Source organism: Fibrobacter sp. UWB11 (genome assembly GCF_900143015.1).
In the GTDB taxonomy this organism is placed as follows: domain Bacteria; phylum Fibrobacterota; class Fibrobacteria; order Fibrobacterales; family Fibrobacteraceae; genus Fibrobacter.
This window is the reverse complement of sequence record NZ_FSRT01000001.1, coordinates 287,985-308,612: the sequence shown is the minus strand read 5'-3', so window position 1 is coordinate 308,612 and position 20,628 is coordinate 287,985. Positions and strand designations below refer to the sequence as shown.

The 20,628-nt window shown below is 49.6% G+C and carries 16 protein-coding genes; 4 read left to right on the top strand and 12 right to left on the bottom strand.

Annotated elements, in window-relative coordinates; translation table 11 throughout:
• Window positions 1–39: 39 nt before the first annotated feature.
• The 3 genes from BUQ91_RS01450 to BUQ91_RS01440 all read left to right on the top strand — a co-directional run bounded on the left by BUQ91_RS01450 (window position 40) and on the right by BUQ91_RS01440 (window position 4,493).
• Window positions 40–708 carry an outer membrane beta-barrel protein gene (locus tag BUQ91_RS01450; protein ID WP_072827504.1) on the top strand — a complete coding sequence of 223 codons (669 nt, stop codon included), beginning with the start codon at window positions 40–42 and terminating at the stop codon, window positions 706–708.
• 22 nt (window positions 709–730) lie between these two features.
• Window positions 731–2,266 (top strand): carbon starvation CstA family protein, encoded by a 1,536-nt coding sequence (locus BUQ91_RS01445; protein WP_072827505.1) that lies wholly within the window; start codon window positions 731–733, stop codon window positions 2,264–2,266.
• A 76-nt stretch (window positions 2,267–2,342) separates the two neighbouring features.
• Window positions 2,343–4,493: an SF1B family DNA helicase RecD2 gene (locus BUQ91_RS01440; RefSeq protein WP_074207881.1), complete on the top strand. Its 2,151-nt coding sequence runs from the start codon at window positions 2,343–2,345 to the stop codon at window positions 4,491–4,493.
• 99 nt (window positions 4,494–4,592) lie between these two features.
• On the opposite strand, the gene BUQ91_RS01435 is transcribed toward BUQ91_RS01440, so the two are convergent.
• From BUQ91_RS01435 to BUQ91_RS01395, 9 genes are all read right to left on the bottom strand, one after another.
• Entirely contained in the window at window positions 4,593–6,374 is a 1,782-nt protein-coding gene (locus BUQ91_RS01435) for a LamG domain-containing protein (protein ID WP_074207880.1), read from the bottom strand.
• Between the two features lie 7 nt (window positions 6,375–6,381).
• Complete coding sequence (locus BUQ91_RS01430; protein ID WP_083601106.1) at window positions 6,382–7,269, bottom strand: TIGR02147 family protein; 888 nt, start codon at window positions 7,267–7,269, stop codon at window positions 6,382–6,384.
• 273 nt (window positions 7,270–7,542) lie between these two features.
• Entirely contained in the window at window positions 7,543–8,589 is a 1,047-nt protein-coding gene (locus BUQ91_RS01425; RefSeq protein WP_254842200.1) for a GDSL-type esterase/lipase family protein, read from the bottom strand.
• A 173-nt stretch (window positions 8,590–8,762) separates the two neighbouring features.
• Entirely contained in the window at window positions 8,763–9,320 is a 558-nt protein-coding gene (locus BUQ91_RS01420) for a GNAT family N-acetyltransferase (protein WP_074207878.1), read from the bottom strand.
• Window positions 9,302–9,520 carry a hypothetical protein gene (locus tag BUQ91_RS01415; protein ID WP_074207877.1) on the bottom strand — a complete coding sequence of 73 codons (219 nt, stop codon included), beginning with the start codon at window positions 9,518–9,520 and terminating at the stop codon, window positions 9,302–9,304. The genes BUQ91_RS01420 and BUQ91_RS01415 overlap by 19 nt, the downstream gene beginning before the upstream one ends.
• A gap of 893 nt (window positions 9,521–10,413) precedes the next feature.
• Window positions 10,414–11,832 carry a fibrobacter succinogenes major paralogous domain-containing protein gene (locus BUQ91_RS01410; protein ID WP_074207876.1) on the bottom strand — a complete coding sequence of 473 codons (1,419 nt, stop codon included), beginning with the start codon at window positions 11,830–11,832 and terminating at the stop codon, window positions 10,414–10,416.
• Window positions 11,833–12,449: 617 nt separating this feature from the next.
• Window positions 12,450–13,010, bottom strand: a complete 561-nt coding sequence (gene nrdG / locus BUQ91_RS01405; RefSeq protein ID WP_072827512.1) for an anaerobic ribonucleoside-triphosphate reductase activating protein — start codon at window positions 13,008–13,010, stop codon at window positions 12,450–12,452.
• A gap of 1 nt (window position 13,011) precedes the next feature.
• Window positions 13,012–13,182, bottom strand: a complete 171-nt coding sequence (nrdD, locus tag BUQ91_RS15470) for an anaerobic ribonucleoside-triphosphate reductase (protein WP_073423359.1) — start codon at window positions 13,180–13,182, stop codon at window positions 13,012–13,014.
• Entirely contained in the window at window positions 13,179–15,509 is a 2,331-nt protein-coding gene (locus BUQ91_RS01395) for an anaerobic ribonucleoside triphosphate reductase (protein ID WP_074207875.1), read from the bottom strand. Before BUQ91_RS01395 ends, nrdD begins: the two co-directional genes overlap by 4 nt.
• Before the next feature lie 209 nt (window positions 15,510–15,718).
• Here BUQ91_RS01395 and BUQ91_RS01390 point away from each other — a divergent pair, with 209 nt between their 5' ends.
• Entirely contained in the window at window positions 15,719–16,246 is a 528-nt protein-coding gene (locus tag BUQ91_RS01390) for an NAD(P)H-dependent oxidoreductase (protein ID WP_072827515.1), read from the top strand.
• On the opposite strand, the gene BUQ91_RS01385 is transcribed toward BUQ91_RS01390, so the two are convergent.
• The 3 genes from BUQ91_RS01385 to BUQ91_RS01375 form a co-directional block, all read right to left on the bottom strand.
• Window positions 16,238–17,026 carry an SIMPL domain-containing protein gene (locus BUQ91_RS01385; RefSeq protein WP_074207874.1) on the bottom strand — a complete coding sequence of 263 codons (789 nt, stop codon included), beginning with the start codon at window positions 17,024–17,026 and terminating at the stop codon, window positions 16,238–16,240. The two genes, BUQ91_RS01390 and BUQ91_RS01385, sit on opposite strands and share 9 nt — an antisense overlap.
• Before the next feature lie 48 nt (window positions 17,027–17,074).
• Window positions 17,075–18,574 carry a sodium:solute symporter gene (locus BUQ91_RS01380; protein ID WP_074207873.1) on the bottom strand — a complete coding sequence of 500 codons (1,500 nt, stop codon included), beginning with the start codon at window positions 18,572–18,574 and terminating at the stop codon, window positions 17,075–17,077.
• 229 nt (window positions 18,575–18,803) lie between these two features.
• Window positions 18,804–20,618 (bottom strand): sensor domain-containing diguanylate cyclase, encoded by a 1,815-nt coding sequence (locus tag BUQ91_RS01375; RefSeq protein WP_072827520.1) that lies wholly within the window; start codon window positions 20,616–20,618, stop codon window positions 18,804–18,806.
• Window positions 20,619–20,628 lie beyond the last annotated feature (10 nt).

The window sequence follows — 20,628 nt, the reverse complement described above, 5'->3', positions numbered from 1 at the left end:
CTAAATTAAGGGTGCAATTTTTTTAAAGGGAGGATTGAGATGAAAAAATTTCTATTGGCAATTGCTTTTTTGGCAGGGATTGTTTGGGCACAACCTAGCGATAGCGACTTCGCACAATGGGAGCGTTCTTATTACGCAAGCCTCGGTTTCAACGTCATTGCTAATCGTGGCGGTTTACACCACCGTCATATAACAATTCAAGACGAAGACAATTACACAGAAACCGTCAATATGCCAACCGCAAAAATTCTCCTTTCTCCCGACTATAACATCGGCGTGAACATCCGCGAATTTACTCTTGCTTTGTCTTTTCAATATTGGACCGAAGAAACTGCCATTAAGGACCTTCCCAAAGAACAGGATATGCGCTACATGCGTATCGGTGCAGAATTCACTTATAACTTTTTCTACCCTGAAAGGTTCCAGGTGGGCGTAGGTCTTGGATATTCCTATACCAATCTTAAAATCGAAAAGAATACCACTAGCGTCAAAGGATTTTTCGATACGAACTTCATGGGTTCCGGAGTTGCCATTGTCACAAACATGCGTTACTACCTGACAGAAAATTTCGGACTCATGCCATCATTACGAGTTTTCGAAACCTGGTATAAAGCGGTCAACACAAAGAACAGTGGTACCGTAGATATCAAAAACTATATTTGGCAAACATACATAGCTGTATCTATCAATGCAATGGTACAGTTCTAAATAAAAAAAGAAGGCACAAAAAATGATAACATTCCTAATTGGTGTTGCAATCCTCATCCTTGGATATTTCACCTACGGCAAGTTCGTCGAACGCGTGTTCGGTCCCGATGACCGCAAGACTCCTGCGCTCGCAAACCCGGATGGCGTTGACCGCGTCCCGATGCCGCACTGGAAAAACGTTCTCATTCAGCTTTTGAACATTGCAGGCATTGGCCCTGTGATCGGCGTGATTCTCGGCATCAAGTTTGGCGCCATCGTGTTCATCTTGCTCCCGCTCGGAAACGTCCTCGGCGGCGCAGTGCACGACTACTTCAGTGGCATGATTAGCATGCGCAATAACGGCTACAACGTTCCGGCTCTCTCCCGCAAGTTCTTGGGCAAGGGACCGGCAAAGCTTGTGATGACACTTATCTCGGTCGCGCTCATTCTCGTTGGCGCCGTGTTCACCAACACTCCGGCAGCACTCGTGAATACGCCGATTCTCGCAGGCAGCCACGTTTCGCCGACTCTTTTCTGGATTGCCGTCGCCGTCATTTTTGCCTACTACTTCATCAGCACCTTCTTCCCGATCGATAAGATTATCGGCCGCATCTACCCGGTTTTTGGCGCCCTCTTGATTCTCGCCTCCCTCGCTATTTTCGTGGGCATCATCCCGAACTTGAACGTCCTCGATGAATTCTGCTTTGCAGACATCATGAGCAACTTCCACAAGCATCCGGCAGGCCAGCCGATCATCCCGATGCTCTTCGTAACGATTGCTTGCGGCATCATCAGCGGCTTCCACAGCACGCAAAGCCCGCTCGTTGCACGCACTGAAGTCACCGAAAAGACCGGTCGCCAGACATTCTACGGCATGATGATTATTGAAGGTTTGATTGGTATGATTTGGGCTGCAGGTGGCATGTTCATTTACCACCAGATGCCGGAACTTTTGACAGGCGCTTCGGGCGTGAAGGTTTTGAGCGTTCTCGTTTCAACAGTGATTCCTTGGGCTCCGATTTCGATTCTCGTGGTCGTGGGCGTAATTATCCTTGCTATTACAAGTGGCGACACCAGCCTCCGCAGCCTCCGCCTTACGATTGCTGAACTTACGGGCCTTGAACAGACCTCCGTGCGTAACCGTTTGATCCTCACGGTTCCGATGTTCGCCCTCTGCGCCGTGATTATCTTCTGGAGCAACTTGAACCCCGAAGGTTTCAACATCTTGTGGAATTACTTCAGCTGGAGCAACCAGCTCATGGCCGTTTGCAGTCTCTGCGTGGCAACTGTTTATCTCCGCAGTAAAAAGAAAAACTTCTGGATTGCGCTGATTCCGTGCATGTTCATGACGTTCATTACAACCGATTACATCCTTTGGGTGAGCCCGGAAAACCTCAAGGGCGCTCCGCTCGGATTTGGTCTCGACTACAAGACTGCACTTGTGATTGCACTCCACGACGCTGCAATTCTCGGATTCTTCCTCTGCGTTCGCGGCAAGGAGCTTACCAAGATGCCTGGTTTCGATGCCGATGTTTGGAGACCGGAACTGGACGAAGGTAAAATTCCGAAGGCTCAGTAAACAAGCGCTGCCAGCAAATTCAATCAATGCTAGAACCATCCACAACAAATAAAGGAGATGCCCGATTAAATCGGGCATGACAACTGTTGTGGTCATAAAAGGCAGCATAAAATCCATCACGTTCCATAGCCAGCAAAATGGCTTTACCGTGATGCGTCTGAACGATATAGAAAGCAAGAAAGTCGTTGTCGTCACGGGAACGTTTCCCGCTTTGCAACCAGGCGAAACCATTGCTGTAGAAGGCGACTGGGGTTCGCATCCGAAATACGGAAAGCAGTTCCAGGCGACTTCTTTTGAATACCTCGCCACAAACGATAACGATATCCTTGAATACTTGGCAAGCGGTCAATTCCCGGGTGTGGGGCAAAAGATTGCCGAACGCATCGTGGAAGCTTTGGGCGATGCAACCGCCGACATTCTCGACAACAATCCGGACAAGTTCCGCGAAGTGAAAATCAAAGGCTTCCCCGCCCGCAAGGTGGAAGCTTTTTTGGCTCGTTGGCAAGAAGCGCGTCACAGCCGCGAAACAATGCTGTTTTTGTACAAGCACGAAATTGTCGGCAGCGTGGCGAAACGCCTTTGGAACAAGTTCGGGCAAGCGACGATTGAACGCATCACACAGAATCCGTACATGCTCTGTGAAGAAGTCTGGGGCATCGGATTCTTGAAAGCTGACGAAATCGCGCAGAAAGTCGGATTCCCGAAAGACAGCCCCGAGCGTTTTCAAGCGGCATTGCTTTACACATTGCAAGAAGCATCTGTAAGCGACGGGCATGTGTTTTTGCCAAAGAACGTTCTCTTGGAACGCACGTTCCGCAACTTGCGTTTAATGCAGGACGACGAATGCGCCATCAACACGCTCCTCGATGAATTCGAAAAAGCAAGCGAAATTGGGCGTATCAAGCGCGAAGGCGACGATTGCTATTTCCCGCCGCTGTATAACGCGGAGCAGCGCATCGCAGACAACATCAAGCTCCGTTTGCGCTACAACGAGCTTTCAACGGAAGGCTTCGAAGACGCCCTTGCGGACTGGGAACGCGAACATAAGTTCAGCTTTGATCCCATCCAGAAACGCGCCATCCAGATGGCGCTCTCGCGAAAGATTTCAATCATCACGGGTGGACCCGGCACAGGCAAGACGACAATCCTTAAGGGAATTTTGTACCTCGCCCGCCAAATGGAAGAATGTGTAAGCCTCACGGCCCCGACGGGGCGCGCCGCCAAGCGCATGGGTGAATGCTGCGGCGAGAAAGCCCGCACAATCCACCGATTGCTCGAAGTGGACCCGATTTCGGGCAAGTTCCACCGCGATGGCGACAACAAGCTCCAATGCAATTTGCTCATCGTCGATGAATTCAGTATGGTCGATACGTGGCTTGCCGCCTCGCTCCTCGAAGCGACACCACTCAACGCGAGAATCGTTCTCGTGGGCGATGCCGACCAGCTCCCCAGCGTGGGAGCTGGAAATGTGCTGAACGACTTGTTGCGTTGCCCCAAGATTCCGAGCACCCGGCTTCAGCACATTTTCCGCCAGGCTGGCGGAAACGACATCGCCGACAAAGCATCTAAAATCAATCAGGGCATTAGCCCCTCGCCCATCGAAGGCACGAACTTCCACTTTTTGCCTTACGAGTCGGCCGATGAAGCTAAAGACATCATCGCCCGCCTCGTCACGCGCGGCATCAAGGAAAAAATTGACATCGACACGCAAGAGATGCAGCTCCTCACGCCTATGCGCAAAGGACCGCTTGGCATTTACGAACTAAACAACTTTTTGCAAGACCTCCTGAACCCCGGCAAGGAGCGCATCAAAATCGCGAGCGGCAACTGGAGTACCGGCGACCGCGTGATGCAAATTCGCAACAACTACGACAAGAACGTGTTTAACGGAGACGTCGGCATCATCTACAAAATCGGGAAAGACACGAAAAAAATCACCGTCTTTTACGACGACAAGACTGTCGATTACGAGCCCGACGAAGCAGATGAACTTATCCTTGCATACGCCTGCACCATCCACAAGAGCCAGGGTAGCGAATACCCCGCCGTCATCGTCGTGCTAGATTCAAGCCACAGCATCATGCTGCAAAGGAACCTCATCTACACCGCCATCACGCGTGCGAAAGGACATGTTTGGATTTTGTCCGCACCGGGAGCGTTCTATCAAGCCGTGCGCAACAACCGCAGCACAAGACGATATACAAGACTTACTGAAAAGCTGGGTTAGCTCAGAGGATGACGAATCGCAAAATGCGCGAGCATTTCAGCACAGGCATGCGACGATTCTCATCACTATTGACTAATAACTAATGACTAACGACCAAATTTATTTCGGCCAGTAGCCGGTGGGCTTTTGGTTCAAATAAATGAGTCTCGCCCATTCAGAACTTTTCGCTTCATCCATAAAGTAAAGTTCATCAAGCGAACCCTTGAAAACTCGGTCCACCTTACCGTTGGATTGCTTGCGAGCGCCAATGACAAACGGGCCATCCGATGTTCGCTTATCATCCGTATTGTTGTGGCCAATCAAGGTTTCTTCAAGCTTGCCATTCCTGTAAATCGCCGTGGAATCGCCCGACTTGACGACCGTAAAATGCACCCACTGTCTGTAATCCACTTCCGGCGCAATTGCGATGCTAGCCTCATACCAATGACCCAAATCCGATTCATCGAGTTCCTTGAACATCCAGCTCGAACGATCGCTATCACCAGCCTGATATTTGAAGTGGTATTCCGATTCGGACTTGCCCCAGATGAATCGAGACGTCGAAGTGTCATCAATATTCACCCAGAACGACGATGTAAAGCTAGACGTATCCTTTAGCGCAAAGCCCCAATAGTCTGCGGATTCCAGAATTTCAATAATGGAAGTTTTCCCGTTAAAAACAAATGCTCCGCCAATAATCCCATCGCCTGCAGTGACGTCAGTGACGCGCCCCTTGAACGGATTATCGCCAGAAGTCTTGACTATCGAATCCGGAATTTCACGTTCGTCAAAGTTCCACGCCGCCATAAAGCCATCCGAAATTGTGAACGGATCTGCGGCGCGAATCAAGGCAAGCGCACTTCCGAAAGCATCGTCTCTCACGACACAAGCCTCCGTCACACTAGGTTCCTCAATAAAATCCGTTTCATTCCAGGCGAAAACGAGCTTTTGCGTTTCCCGTTGCGGGTAAAGCGTAGACAAGCGAACCCACAGCCCCGTCGGAATAGAGTCCTTGCCACAAACGACCTTGAATGTTGTCCAGAACGAAGCTGGCTCTAAATAAACTTTTAGCGAATAAAGATTCTTGACAAGCGACTTGCGGTCATCCGCATTCAAATCGTTCAAGCGGACATACAGCGGAAACCCTTCAATAGTATCGCGCAGGTCTATGCCAGTCGCCGATGTATTGAGCGGGATTTCCAAAGTGCGGGCAGAACTATCATAGTAAAAGGCCTGCTTTGCATCCGTATTTTCAACAAGAACGGCCTTGATGCTATTAGTGCCCTCCGAAGTACTCACTTGCACCGAATCATAGTACGATGCCAGTACACCGGTAAAAATCGCATAACGAACAATTCCATCTGTTATAATCTTGGCGGTTGACTTGTACGTTGAACCCACGATAGAAAGGCTAGCAACCGAGTCCTTGGTATCTTGCAAATAAATCTTGATATCGTGACCTTGCCCCAATTCCAAATCTACGGATTGAGCCTGATCAGTCGCAATTTTCAAGCCCGATTCGCGAAGCACAAAAACCTCGCCATCCGACTTTTCATAAAACGCTTCCAAGTTATAAACGCCCTCAGGCAAGTTATCAAATGAGAAACGCCCCGCTGAATCCGCAGTAGTCGCATAGTACGATGTGCTATCTTCTTTTGCAGGGTCATAATCCGCCGGCACGCAGTAAACACGAGCATAAGAGGCGCGCCTAAAAAAATCCGGCCTTTGCGCTCCGTCCACAAACGCAAGCGTTCCCATCAATTCCGGGGAACCGACTTCAGAGCTGTTTCCGCCCGCCACCTTGTTGTCGGAGCAAGATACGAGGAAAACCATTGCAAGCAACACCTGCAACACGTACAATGCAGAAACCGCCGATTTAGCCAATCGAGTATTTCGTTTCATTGCATCCTCACTTGGACAACGGGAAAATCTGGATATTCATCTGGAAAACGCGGCCACCGTCCTCGTCCTCATTAGCAATCATAGAAATTTTTTTGCGGAATTCATTGATGCACTTGACAATTTTCTTGTAAGAACCCTCCGAAATGCCGAGAGTCACACTGCTCACGTTCCTTTCGGTCGAAGGAACATTGGTAATGGACTCCTTCGCCAAATCAATAAATTCCTTGTGGTAATTGATAAACGCCTGCTGGATGACCTTGTCGCCTGTGCTAATCGCCGGATTGTTCAAAATCCAGTTGCCCTTGGCGTCCTTCTTGATGAGCCCGACTCGTTCCAGCAAATCCACCGCTTGCCGCGCCTGCTCTCCAGAAATCGGCGGCATCAAGTGCGCCCCGAGAGCATCGTAATCGCCATCAAAACCAATCATCCCAATAATTGAACGGATTGCAGAATAATACCAGTGCGAATAAACTTCATACTGGTATGCGCGGGTCAAAAGCATCTGCTGCGTGAAACGATAAGTCGCCGTGATTTCTTCCATGCGCTTCTTGTAGTTTTCACGCTCATCGCCGTTGGACGCTTGACAGAACAGCACCATCGCCTCGAAATACGCGGCCTCGCTTTCATCGAATTGCAAACCACCGACAATTTTTGCAATGCTCGCCGGAGTGAGGCTCTTTTCGCCCTTCATCACGCGCGAAATAAAATCCTTGGACGAAAATCCAAGCTTGTCCGAAAAACTCCGCAGCGAATAACGGCGGTTCAAGGCTTGCGCACACTCAAAATAATGCCGCAAATAAGCGCGGTAATCATCAAATTCAAAAACCGACATGCGCTTCGGAGGGATAGAACCGAGACGCTCTTCAGGCTGCGATTTTTCTGCACTGGATTTCATACTCTAAAAATATATTGTAAAGCCGATTTTCGGTAAAAAAGCCCTAAAAACAGCCTCAAAATCGTTGTCTACCGAGGACGCTTTGTTCCCGAGGCACCTGTTTTCCCTCGACATTTAGGGCTCACGCATCTATCTTTATAAAAAAAGGAATTTTGCTCTAGCATCGGATTGAGCTATAAAAGCCCCACACCAAAACAAGCTCTAGCGGTGCAACGAGAACAGGTCCATCTCTCAAACACATAGGGAACGACTCCGGTCGTTCCCTTTTCAGTTCTAGCGTTTAGTGTAAATTTTCTGATGCGAAGGTCCGCGAGCTTTCAGAACACGGCCTTGAGCATCAAAGCGTAGCGCCGATTTAGCCATGTTCGCAGTTGCCGCCGAATTTTTGCGAGCGATTTCACGAGCATCCGGTTTCAAGGCGGTCGTCTTTTCGACTTTCAACGGAGCTGTCACAATCCTTGAATGTGCATTCGCGGACAACCTCACAGAGACCTTGTACTCGCCCTCGCCCGTAACCACAAGCGTTTCAAGAGTTTCACCTTCAAGAAGTTTCCCATCCTTGTACCACTGGAAACCATAGAAGCCCTTCGGAGCCTTGAGCGTCGAGCCATCCTGCGTTACATGCAACGTATCCATTTGCAAATGGGCATACACAATTTCGGCCAAGTGCTTTGCGCCCTCGACAGACGGATGCACCATATCTTCCAGATACCAGCTCGGCTTTTCAAGCGCACTAAAATAAAAATGCAAGTCAATCACGTTCACGCCCTTTTCGAGCCCCGCCTGCAAAATCGCCGGATTCACGCGCTTCACGACTGCCGTATCAAGGATATTCCATTCTACGTTATTCACATAAGGCGCCAAGCAAATAAAGACATGCGGTTTCGACTTCACCTGGAACGTGTCAATCAAAGCCTCAAAATCAGCCGTGATTGCAGAGTCCACAGCCGCATCCTGCGCCGGAGTATTCCAAGTCGTGTACGCCTTGGAATCGTTCGTACCCAACTCGATGATAACCGTATCCGCCGCAAATTCAATCGCCGGCGCAAAGCGGTACCCCTTCCAATACGAAGCCTGATCGTCCTTGCGGACCGTAAGCCCGCTCACACCAAAATTTTCGACCGTATCGCTCGGCGCATTTTCGCGAAGCATCCCCTGCAAATGATGCGGGTAGCTCGTTTGGTCCGGCCAGGACTCAATCCCGTAACCATACGTGATGCTATTGCCAACGCAAGCGACCTTGCCCGCCGCAAACGCCGACACAACCATAGCAGACGACACAGCCGCTGCAGCCCAAGCAATCTTCCCAAACTTTCTCATAACCATAGTGTAAATATACACTATTGAAAGTGGTTAGTAAATAGTGGTTTGTGGTTAGGAAGTGTGGGGTGTGAGGTGTGGGGTGCGAAGCGAGCCCAGAGCGAAGCGACCTCATACACTGCAGTTCAATCTACAAATCCCTAACCCCTAAAACCTAAGAACTCATAACTCACCTACGCACACAGATTCATCAGGTCATAATACATAAGACGTGTATGCGGGTCATGGTCTTCTACGTTCATGAAGCGGAATCCATTTTTCTCGTAAAAGGGAATAGCCTCCAAATATGCGTCAACCGTCAGGAACCGGCATCCAGTCTTGTTCTCGAATACAAACATAGACTTGATGTAATCCAAGACCGTTGTACCAATTTGTTGACCTTTGGCAGATTCATCAACGCCCAAACGGCATAGCTTTACCGCAGGATAGCTTTTCAAGCGTTTTTCATTGGGGAATCCCTGCTTTTTGCGAAAACGGTTAAACTCCGTTTTATCCTTAAAATCTCCTACGGCCACTTTGTCATTTGCCAAACTACAATAAGCCAGCATGCGCCCTGTTTCGGCTTCAGCACAGGCATAACTCACGGCTAGCAAATGCTTTTGGAATCCCGACGCACGATTTTGAATAAAGTCATCTAAATCGGGGTCGCCACAGCGAAAGTCTTTAACGGAATTTTCAGGATTTAACCGAATAAATCTTACTTTGGTCTTTTCTATGTATTGTTGAACCACGGATCAATACCTCCATTGGCTTCTTCGCGAGCACGCTTTTCGGCCATACCCAGTTCATAAGCCTTTTTCATAAATTCGTAGTTCCGCAAGCGGCGGGCACGAACTTCTGGAGGTTCGGGGCGACGTTCCTGCATTGCAGCAAGAAAACGGCGGGCATCTTCACCAAAGAGTATCGGAGTTTCGCGAATAGGTCTGGCCATAGCTTTGTCCCTTGTTTATTTCATATAAGTAACGGATATATTAACTATGGAGCATCACTAGACAGGTGAAACCCGGCAACACACTTCTACGGTGGTGTCTATAATATAAAATGTTCAATTTTCAAAAACAAGAGGTCGCTTGTCGGGCCCTGCATTTTGCCAACAACCGTTTGCAAGGGGTACGAAAAAAAACGCGAAGAGGACGTGACCGCACTTCAGGGATTACACAAGAATTACATTATTTGGCATAATACTAAATGGTATTTTTTAGGTTCTGTTTGGACCCTATCGTATTTCACACAGGTTGACGATTCTGTCGGCTCGTTCAATCACCAAGTCGATTTGCGCTCCTGGTGTAGATTTTTTACTGCGCCAAGCATAATTGATTGTTGAAATGCCGTCGATTCGTAAAGCCTTTTTGATTTGCAGAATGTGCGACATGCAGATACGTTCAAACGACAGGCCCATCCAGGTATTGATTTCGGGCGTGTTGATATGGTGCTGCCAATACAATCTTTTCCATACTTTAAAAATTGCATTTTTTACAAAAAAGTACTAAAACAGCACTAAAAACAATCGTTTTAGCAATATTGAGTGCTCGAAAAAAAATCGAGTCCGCGTTGCGCTCGGCCCCTACGTCATTGCACTGAGTGCATGACAGCGTCGGTTATTCAATACGTATGCAAGCATCCGTGCTGAATAACCTAGCACGTCATTGCGAGCCCCATGGGGCGAAGCAATCCAAAACATTTAAGGCCCCCTGCGGGGAGCCTTTTTTTATTTTATAAAGAGGGAGTCCCTCACTGCTTGTCATGGCGCTACTGCGTAGCGCAGACTACTGCGCCTCGGAAATGGCCGCTCAAGTAAACTTGGCGACCGCATCACTCGGCTGGCTAGTCCTTGAGACAACGAACTGAAAACCCGTAGTACTTGTATAGGGGGATCATGGACGCATACTCGTGGTCGTAGCGCAAGTTCATGAGGTACGCGTAGTAGACATCGTACTTAGTAGAACTCCAGAAGATCGCGAAGTCGCCTCCGTAGTCGTAACTGCCATAGTTGCTCCTGCCGCCGGCGGGCAACGCGGAAAAGCCGAAAGCATCCGAGCCATTGCCGCTTTCTCCTCTATAATCATTCCAGCCGCTTGTGGACTTGAGCTTGGCTCCGGCCGTCGTCGATTCACCGCCAACAACTTGACCGCCAACAGCCTCAAACAGGTCTTCCCATTCTTCTTGGCTTGGCAGGTGCCAGCCTTCGGGGCAGACTCCGCGGATATCGCCCGTGCCCAGATTGCATTCTTGTCCATAACCGCACTCCGTTTCGGTCTTCCCGACCGCCGAAGTCCACGTGTACAGGCGACCGTAAACAGAACAATCGCCTTCCGTCGTTCCACTTCCGCCACCACACCAGCTGTTCTCTGTTTTGTAGTTCAGGTTCTCGGCCATCCAGGTCTCGCTGTAAACCGTTCCTTCCGGAGCGATAGTCACCATTTTGTAGATCTGTTCCATTTTCGCATCGTCATTAAACTTGGCACAGAACTGACGCTCTGGGTCGTACTTATCGCCATTGCACAGGTCATACAATTCCTCCGCATAGCAGAACTTGTCTGCAGGGTCAAACGGTTTTGTGCCGCACACGGTCTTATGGAGTTCAGTGGTCTTGGCATTTTCACCTTCGCCACATTGAATCGTAACGACGCCGTCCTTGTCGCTTACAATATTGCAACTCGTCCCGTTCTCGCCGTTCGTTCCGTTCTTGATTACGACCGGCTCAGACCCCGGGCAACTCACCTCAACCCCACCCTCGACGGCCTTTGTCGTGCAGGACTCGCCGTCCTTGCCCTTCAGCGAGGCGAGCCATTCTTCCAGCGTCTTGTCCGTTCCCGAAAGTTCGTAAGCGCTCTTGCCGTCGGCGCCCTTGTCGCCGTTCTTGATTACGACCGGCTCAGACCCCGGGCAGCTCACCTCAACCCCACCCTCGACGGCCTTTGTCGTGCAGGATTCCCCGTTCTTGCCGTCTTCGCCGTTCTTGCCGTTTTCACCGGCCTTGCCTTCGTCACCCTTGGCACCCTTTTCACCCTTGAGCGACACCCAGCCATCCGAAGTGCAGGCGAATACTTGCGAAGAATCCTGAACGTAATTCAATGAACCGTAAACGGACTCTTCACACTTCGGCAGTTCCTTGTATTTTTCGACAATGTCGAGAGATGCTTTCTCGCTCAATTCGGTTATATTGAGGACATCGTCACCGCATGCTGTAAGCATGGCGATAACAACAACGCCAGCCACGAAAGAATATCTTATTGCGCTCATAACGCACTCCCGTATAGAATTTTTAGGATTTTAGAGCCTAATATAACAATGCTACGGAATGTAGGGAATGGGATAGTGTCAAAAAATTCGATGAAAAGCACAAGATCCACCAGCTTGGTGGAATCTTTTAGATGGCGGATCATGCTTCGACATCTGCAGCTCCCGCCTTATACGTCATCGTGAGGGCCAACATGGCCAAAAAACGACCATTTACACACATTTTTCACGCCTTTCAGCGTGTATAATTTATTCATATACATACTAAAAGTCAAAATTCTAAAATTAGTATGTAAAAGAAACCAACTAAACGGACAAAAACAACAGAAATCAGCCTCCAAAACATAATATTCACAAAAAAAAATCACTTGTATTAGCATTTTTCGACTAAAAATTACATACTAACACCCCAAAAAATCAATTTTAGTATGTAAGGTTAAAAAATCGAAATTCCAAATTACATACTAAAACCAATAAAAGCTCTATTAAATATGTAAAAAAAGGATGCCCACGGCACCCTTACAGTTCACTTAATCTTTTGACTTTAGGCAACGCCCTATATTCAGGATGACACTCTCAACAACCAACAACATTCTAGTAACTAGTAACTTAGAATTAACTTACGTATTGTATTCCCTGTCGGGGTGTTCCGCCATCTCGTCCAATTGAATCTGGTGGATGACCACGTGGCCTTCGACAAGGCTCTTTTGCACATCGATAATGCGCTGGTTCCAAGAACCTCTGAACTTAATGTCCAGCGATTTTTTCGCCATGATAAACGGACCGTCGATGAGGATGTCCGCAAACGAGAGCAATTCAAAGAGCTCCGGCTTTTCGGGCGTAAGCTTCATCAGCTGTTCGTACGTGTATCCCGTGAAAATCACGAGATTGAGACCGCGTTCCTTGATTTCGCGTGCAAGCGGAACAAGTGCCGCCGCCTGGTCCATCGGATCGCCTCCGCTAAACGTCACGCCATCGAGCAACGGATTTTCCTTGATCATCGTGATGATCGCTTCGCGCTCGATAAAGTGTCCGCCCTCAAAATCATGAGTCTGCGGATTCTGGCAACCTGGGCAGTTGTGGTGACAGCCCTGAGTAAACACAGTCAAGCGGATTCCGGGACCGTCCACGAATGATTCGGGCTCAATCCCTGCAATCCGCAGTGGAGGATATTCATCCATCTTATACGCCGTGCTTTACGCGATCGTTGACTTCAGCGCGCTTGGCATTGTTGAAGCGGTCGACTGTACCGACGAGGTAACCTGTAATGCGGCGGATGCGTTCGAATCCGACACCTTCACCATACTGAGACATTTCTTTTTCAGACATTTTTTGCACTCCTTGTAAAATCATCTGATCCCTCTGAATGCGGGCATTCCAGGGAATTTCTTTCTAAGTTCTTCGAGCTTTTCGCAAGAGATAGCGTGGCCTTCACTACGTCCGCAGCGCGGGCACACATCGCCAATCACACCCACAAATCCGCAAACCGGGTCGCGGTCCACCGGATGGTTGATGGAACCATAACCGATACCGACCTTCGCCATGTGCTTCACGATCTTTTCAAAAGCGTCCAGGTTCTGCGTCGGGTCGCCATCAAGTTCGATGTAGCTGATGTGACCAGCGTTCGTGAGCGCGTGGTACGGGGCTTCGAGCGAGAGCTTCTTGAATGCGGAAATCTTGTAGTAGACCGGCACGTGGAAAGAGTTCGTGTAGTAATCGCGGTCGGTAACGCCCGGGATAATGCCAAACTTCTTCTTATCCATGCGCACAAAACGGCCCGAGAGGCCTTCAGCCGGTGTTGCAAGCAAGCTGAAGTTGAGGCCAAGGCGTTCGGATTCCTTGTCGCAGAATTCGCGCATGTGGCCGATAATCTTGAGGCCGAGTTCCTGGGAAGCTTCGGATTCGCCATGGTGCTTGCCCGTGAGCATCACCAATGTTTCAGCAAGGCCGATAAAGCCAATGGAGAGCGTACCGTGCTTGATGACTTCGCCCACGGTATCTTCCCAGCCGAGCTTGTCGGAATCAATCCACACACCCTGTCCCATGAGGAATGGGAAGTTCTTAACCTTGCGGCGGCTCTGCACGGCAAAGCGTTCCATGAGCTGGTCGCTCACGAGCTGAAGCATGCGGTCGAGTTCCTTGAAGAACAGGTCCACGGACTTCATCTTGATGGCAATACGCGGGAGGTTAATCGAGGTAAAGCTCAAGTTGCCACGGCCGTAAGAGATTTCACGGCTCGGGTCGTAATGGTTGCCAATCACGCGGGTACGGCAGCCCATGTACGAAATTTCGGTTTCCGGATGACCCGGCTTGTAGTACTGCAGGTTGTACGGAGCGTCCTGGAAGCTAAAGTTCGGGAACAGGCGCTTGGCACTCACGCGGCAGGCGAGCTTGAACAAGTCGTAGTTCGGTTCGCCCGGATTGAGGTTGATGCCGTCCTTGACGCGGAAAATCTGGATCGGGAAGATAGCCGTTTCACCACCGCCGAGGCCTTCTTCGGTCGTGAGGAGCAAGTTCTTCATGACCATGCGGGCTTCCGGTTCCGTGCACATACCATAGTTGATGCTAGAGAACGGAGTCTGGGCACCAGCGCGGCTGTGCATGGAGTTCAAGTTGTGGACAAAAGCTTCCATTGCCTGGAACGTTGCCTTGTCGGTTTCTTCGTAAGCCATCTTTTCGGCAAACTTCTGGGCGTTCTTTACCGTTTCGGCGTCATAAGTTTTGGAAAGTTCGTGGGCTTCAGTTGTCTGGAACTTTTCATTCGGCACGAGCGTTGCGACCATGCCCATTTCAGCCATTTCGCCGTGGAGCTTTTTCACCACCGGCTGGATTTCTTCTTCGGTCTTGCCCGTCAAGAGCATGAGAGCCTTGACCATGTTCGAAAGGTAAGCCTTGCGGTACGTGATGCGCACACCGTTTGCCATGGCGTAATCAAAGTTCGGCACGGACTGTCCACCGTGCTGGTCGTTCTGGTTACTCTGAATGGCGATAGCGGCCAAAGCGGCGTAGCTGCGGATATCCTTCGGTTCACGCAAGTGACCGTGACCTGTGTTGAAGCCGTTCTTGAACAACTTAATGAGGTCAATCTGGCAGCAGGTCATCGTAAGAGAATAGAAGTCGAGGTCATGGATGTGAATGTCACCATCCATGTGGGCGCGGCTGTGTTCCGGCTTGAGCATCATCATCGTGTAGAAGTGCTTAGCGGATTCGGAACCGTACTTGAGCATGGTGCCCATGGCGGTATCGCCATCGATATTGGCGTTTTCGCGCTTGAGGTCGGATTCCTTGGCAGAGCTGAACGTAATGTCATGAAGCGTCTGCATGAGGCGGGTGTTGACTTCACGTACGCGGGTACGTTCGGCACGGTACAAGATATAGCTCTTGGCGGTATCGGCGTAACCGCCTTCGGTCAAAGCCTTTTCAACAGCATCCTGGATTTCTTCGATGTCCGGCTTGGTCTTGTTTTCGGATTCGAGATGGCCAACGGCTTCGGCAGCAACCTTAAGAGCAACGTTTGTCAGAAGGTCATCGCTTCCGAGCAAATTCATCTGAGCTTGGGAAGCCTTTATCTGTTCATCCAATTCGCCAGAGGCTCTAAACGCCTTGATTACAGCGTCTGCAATCTTTTCGATGTTGAACGGCATCTCGCGGCCGTCGCGCTTTTTGACAGTAAAAATCATCTAAAAATAACCTTAATATCCCGTTTCCTCAAATATAGTCAAATCCATTCAATTTTACTATATCTTGTGTTGGAGTTCGGACCACACCCACAAGATGTAGGTCAACCCACTACAAGTATAATAAATAACAGAACATTTTGGAAGATTTTTTGCACGTAAGATGTAATTTTTTTATAATATTTCCTCAACTTATCAACAGAAAAAAAATAATGAACAATCAAATCACAATTCTTCTATCGCATCCGAACATTTCTAACTCCATGTTCAACAAACACTTAGTGGATATCAACAGAAAAAATCCCAATTTTGTGTTTCACCACCTTGACAAAAATCGAGTTAATGGCTACTTCGACCTGGAAGCCGAAAAAAAATTGTTGAAGGAGTCCAAGGCTATTGTTTGGCAGTTCCCTATATATTGGTATAACTCCCCCGCCAGTTTGCGCGACTGGCAAGACCAAGTCATGAGCCCGATAGTCTACAGCGCGGACAACTTCTTGAAGGGCATGCCCGTACGCGTCGTATTTACCGCAGGCGCTGCCGCAGAACACTACACGCACGAAGGGCTTAACCGCTACACCGCCGAAGAAATGCTCATCCCGTTCGAGATGACAGCAAACGCCGCCGGCATGAAGTGGTTTAAACCGCTCGGATTCTACGGTTGCAGCCCGGATACGACAAAAGCCACCCTTGATAAGGCGGCCCAGGAATATGAAGAAAGTTTGTTAGAACTACTTTAGTTCAAAGACGACGCGGACAGAAGCGCTCACCTCGACGGAATCTGCAATGGCACTTTCGTCGGGGGCCGATTCTGCGACAGCGCCATCAAGCATAGCAGATTTTGCCATCATGAGACCATTCGTGCGGAGGCGAATCGGCCTGTAGTAAATACCGCCACCTTCACCGTTGATTTGCAACACGCGACCAAGCGTTGCGCCTACGCCATCGGCGTAATCTTTAGCTTTTGCCTTAGCTTTTTCGCCCACAGCCTTGACAACCTTCGACTGAACGGCGTTTTCATCCTTGAGCCCAGCCGACGTGCGATGGATTTCAACATCCGGTTCCGGAGAAAGCGCCTGCACAAGTGCAGCAGCATCAATCTTTCTGTTCACCGTAATCACAAAACTCTGCGTTGCCACGTAACCGACAAGTTCGCGTTTGTTGTTGCGGTAAGTCCATTCCTTGCGGATATCCACGCTGTTCTGCTCCACATCGGACTGCGGAATATCGAGCTGCTTGACATTTTCCAGAATCACGGAACGTCGTTCGGCAATGCGTTTAAAGACCGCTTCCTTGTCCTTGCCGCGGATTTCAAGGCTAAAGCCCATCTCGAACTTGTCGGCAGCAAACTTCTTGGTTTCAGATGCCGAAACTTCGATTTTCGGGACTTCGAACGCCACCGTTCCATTGGACGCAGCCACCGGAACAGCAGCCGGTTCACTTTTAACGATGCGGATCAGGATGCACACGCAAACAATCAGCAGCACCAGATAGATGATGTTAAGCAATTTTGAGATCATCAAATGACCCTCCATAAAAATTTCTGTTTTTAAAATACAAAAAATACATTAACGAGGTTTTATTAAAGCAAGATTCGCCACAAAATTCACGACAAGCGCCACCACAATTGTCGTGGTCATGCTGATGAAGGGCATCCACGGCCAGCTAAAGGTGTTGCCGAGAAGTGCGGGCACGCCAAAGGCGGGGATTCCCTGGATAAGTACGAGGCTTATCATGCCGCAAATAACGGCGACAATCACGACCCAGGCGCGTAACGCTTTTTCTGCGGTTCCAAAAATTTTGTCTGCAAAGAACGCGAGGAGGAACATACCAAGAAGCGGACCCGTGAAAAGACCTGTAAAGAAGAGAGCATTCTTAAGGAGGCTCCCCTGCTGCGTTGCGGCAAAGAGTGCAAAGAACACGCCGAGCACGCCCCAGACCGCCGTCCAAATTTTTGCGCGTTTGAGCCCGCCCATTCCCGCAGATTCATCCCAGCCGAGGAAATCGCGTTCGGACGTATTGCTAAGCGAATTGATGGCGCCCGAAAGACTGCTCATGGCCGCCGCACAAATAGCAGCAACAATCAAGCCCGTCACGCCAGACGGGAGCGCATTCACGATAAAGTACGGGAACACGTCATTTTGCCCAAGGCCATCCGGAAGCGTAGCCACTTGAGCTTTCTTGTAAAACACGAAGAGTGCTGCACCCACCCAGTAAAAGAGAATCGAAACAGCGCAACCAAGCACCATCGAAAGTACGCTTGAACGGTTTGCCGCCTTCACGTCCTTGCAGCTGAGGTAACGCTGTACAAACTGTTGGTCACAACCGCGAATGGCAATTTCAAGAATCGCGTATGCAAAGCCTGCCGAAATAAGCGTACGCGCATCGGAAACATCCATCGACGGATTCCACCAACGCGTCTTGCCCGCTTCGTTTGCAAGAGTCGCCATTTCGCCCAAGCCGCCCACTTGATTTGCAATAATCAAAAGCACGAGAACACCGCCGCCAAAGAACACGCAGAACTGCATCACGTCAGTCCAGATGACCGCCTTGATTCCGCCAAACCACGTGTAGAAAATTGCAATCGCCGCCGAGACAATAATCGCAAGTTTCAAGTCGATGTGCAAAATCTGAGCAAGCACTAGCGAAGGCGCATAAAGTAAAATTCCCGTGCGGAGGAGCAAATGCAAGCAGTAAAAGACAGCAGCCAAACGGCGCACCGAGCGGCTACCAAAACGCACTTCGAAAAGTTCATAAGCGCTCGAAATGCCCGACGTGCGAAACCTCGGGATAAACACAAAGCCAACGACCACGATGCTAAGCAACGCGCCAATCTGGAACATCAAAAAAGTCATGTCGTCGCCGAACACATCGGCAGGCGCGCCAAGGAAAGTCGTTGCACTCACGGAAGTCGCAATGAGGCTAATGCCCACAGCCACCCACGGCATCGAGCCGCCGCCGAACATATATTCCTTGAGATTTTTGTTGCCGCGAGAAACCCACAAACCAATGGCAAGCGAGAGGAGCAAGTAGGCAAATAAGACAATCCAATCAAGCGCTGTGAACATTTTTAGATATTAAGTTGTAGGTTTTAACAATAACGTCATTCTGAGTCCTTTGGGACGAAGAATCCAGTTATTTCTAGCGAACAATTTTACTGGATTGGGCAAATGCCCCAACTTCTTGGCTCGGTTATGTCCATGCTAGCATGGACGCAACACTCACCTTCTGAGTTGTCTTCGACGGAGTTTATCCCGGACTCAGTTCCGGGACTCAGGATGACATTTCATCTAAGTTCTAATCTCCCACCGCTTCAGTTTCTATAGTTTCAAAGCGTACGACCTGGTTGCGGCCACCATCCTTCGCCTTGTAGAGAGCCTGGTCAGCATTGTTCACGGCCTTTTTCATGTCCGAAAATTCCGGTTCCACAAGGAAAGCACCAATGCTAACCGTCACGCGGAGCGGATCCGTCTTGTGCACGTTGAATTCCAACTTGCCTACAGCCTTGCGGATGCGTTCTGCAGTTTCGACCATGCCCTCGGACGTTGTATCAATGAGCGCCACGACAAATTCTTCACCGCCGTAACGTGCCACAACGTCTATTTCCTTGCGGATTTCACCACTAATAGCCGTTGCAATTCCCTTAATCACTTCGTCACCGACCGGGTGACCGTACGTATCGTTCACGCTCTTGAAGTGGTCAATGTCCATCATCAACACGCCGATGTTATACTTTTTACGGTCAGCGCGAACTTTCTCTGTGCGGAGCGCTTCTTGCAAAGAGCGGTGGTTCATGAGGCCCGTAAGGCCATCACGTGTTGCAAGATCCTTGCCCTTTTCGAACTGGCATGCACGAGCGTAAGCAAAGCCTGCAACGCCAGCAAAAGCCTTGAGCAATTTCTTTTCGTGATCCTGATAGCGGTTGTTATAGCGGCTTTCAAGGCAAATGGCAAGTTCAGCAGTCTTGGAATCCGGTTCCGACGAGACAGGCATTACGAACAACTGACGAAGTTCCATGTTGCGCTTTTCGGAATCGTTCAAACGCGGCACATAATCGGCATAGCCCGAATTGAACGAACGGAATACCGGGCGGTTTCTCATAAGGGCTAGAACAAAAATACCCTTATCAGACAAGGTAAATTGCTTATCGACAAACTGTTCGGAATCCATACCCACGCAGTAAATCACGCGGCCAGCACCTTCTTTGGGTTTATCGAGCAAAAGAATCGTCAAGCGGTCAAACGGCATGTTTTCCTTGACGTACTCGAACATTTGCTTGTAAATATCCTTCACAGACATGGTCTGGAAGAACTTGCGCTGGTAATGGTAAAGCGTACTGAACTGTTGCTGTTCAATGTAGTTCTGCGCCGAGATATAGCTCTTGAAGCTCACCATGTACATGGCATGAGCAATGAACGAGAGAGCCTGCGCTTCGGCAGCCGTAAACGCATTCGGGTGCAAGGAGTCCACAAGCAATACACCGAGGCGGCGTTCATCGCGGTCGAGCAGCGGAACACCCACCAACGAGCGGATCATGCGGTTTTCGATGTAATACGTGAGGCGCTTTCCGACAAGCAAATCGCCTTCCAAAATGCGGGACACTTCCGGGCGCAAAAGTTGGCTCAAGATACCCATATTATCCGTAATCTTTGCACCGGTATCGATGATATTCGGGATATCGCTCTGGAACGTTCTCAAGCGCAATTCATTTGCACTACCGCCATTCGTAAAGATGGTAAGCGTATTTGCCTGCGGCATAAGAACCTTGAGGCAACGCAACATATCGCCAAAAGCTTTGTCCACATCCGAATTTGCACGGGCCCAAACTTGATTGACACGGAGCGAAGAGTTGGGTTCGTTCGTATCCATCTTGACATTGTTCGTGAATTCATTGCGGAGGTCCGGAGAGACAACCGGCGTAAGCGCCGTCGAACGCTTATTGCTCTTGATGACCGGGAGCACGGACGTGTTCGGCGGAACATTCGGGCGGTTCATGCAGGCAAGCGAAAACGCAACAACAGCAAACGGGATAAGGAACAGGAACATCCCCCCCTGAAAAGCAAGACCTAGCAACGCTCCAGCGACCACAAATAAAATTTCAGACACGGACATTTAAAACCCT

What these genes read in the sequence shown, in the direction of transcription:
- BUQ91_RS01430 (WP_083601106.1), bottom strand. Translation starts at nt 7,269, where the DNA reads ATGAAATCCAGTGCAGAAAAATCGCAGCCTGAAGAGCGTCTCGGTTCT.
- BUQ91_RS01445 (WP_072827505.1), top strand. Translation starts at nt 731, where the DNA reads ATGATAACATTCCTAATTGGTGTTGCAATCCTCATCCTTGGATATTTC.
- BUQ91_RS01410 (WP_074207876.1), bottom strand. Translation starts at nt 11,832, where the DNA reads ATGAGCGCAATAAGATATTCTTTCGTGGCTGGCGTTGTTGTTATCGCC.
- nrdD (WP_073423359.1), bottom strand. Translation starts at nt 13,182, where the DNA reads ATGATTTTACAAGGAGTGCAAAAAATGTCTGAAAAAGAAATGTCTCAG.
- BUQ91_RS01415 (WP_074207877.1), bottom strand. Translation starts at nt 9,520, where the DNA reads ATGGCCAGACCTATTCGCGAAACTCCGATACTCTTTGGTGAAGATGCC.
- BUQ91_RS01390 (WP_072827515.1), top strand. Translation starts at nt 15,719, where the DNA reads ATGAACAATCAAATCACAATTCTTCTATCGCATCCGAACATTTCTAAC.
- BUQ91_RS01375 (WP_072827520.1), bottom strand. Translation starts at nt 20,618, where the DNA reads ATGTCCGTGTCTGAAATTTTATTTGTGGTCGCTGGAGCGTTGCTAGGT.
- BUQ91_RS01425 (WP_254842200.1), bottom strand. Translation starts at nt 8,589, where the DNA reads ATGAGAAAGTTTGGGAAGATTGCTTGGGCTGCAGCGGCTGTGTCGTCT.
- BUQ91_RS01385 (WP_074207874.1), bottom strand. Translation starts at nt 17,026, where the DNA reads ATGATCTCAAAATTGCTTAACATCATCTATCTGGTGCTGCTGATTGTT.
- nrdG (WP_072827512.1), bottom strand. Translation starts at nt 13,010, where the DNA reads ATGGATGAATATCCTCCACTGCGGATTGCAGGGATTGAGCCCGAATCA.
- BUQ91_RS01435 (WP_074207880.1), bottom strand. Translation starts at nt 6,374, where the DNA reads ATGAAACGAAATACTCGATTGGCTAAATCGGCGGTTTCTGCATTGTAC.
- BUQ91_RS01450 (WP_072827504.1), top strand. Translation starts at nt 40, where the DNA reads ATGAAAAAATTTCTATTGGCAATTGCTTTTTTGGCAGGGATTGTTTGG.
- BUQ91_RS01380 (WP_074207873.1), bottom strand. Translation starts at nt 18,574, where the DNA reads ATGTTCACAGCGCTTGATTGGATTGTCTTATTTGCCTACTTGCTCCTC.
- BUQ91_RS01440 (WP_074207881.1), top strand. Translation starts at nt 2,343, where the DNA reads ATGACAACTGTTGTGGTCATAAAAGGCAGCATAAAATCCATCACGTTC.
- BUQ91_RS01395 (WP_074207875.1), bottom strand. Translation starts at nt 15,509, where the DNA reads ATGATTTTTACTGTCAAAAAGCGCGACGGCCGCGAGATGCCGTTCAAC.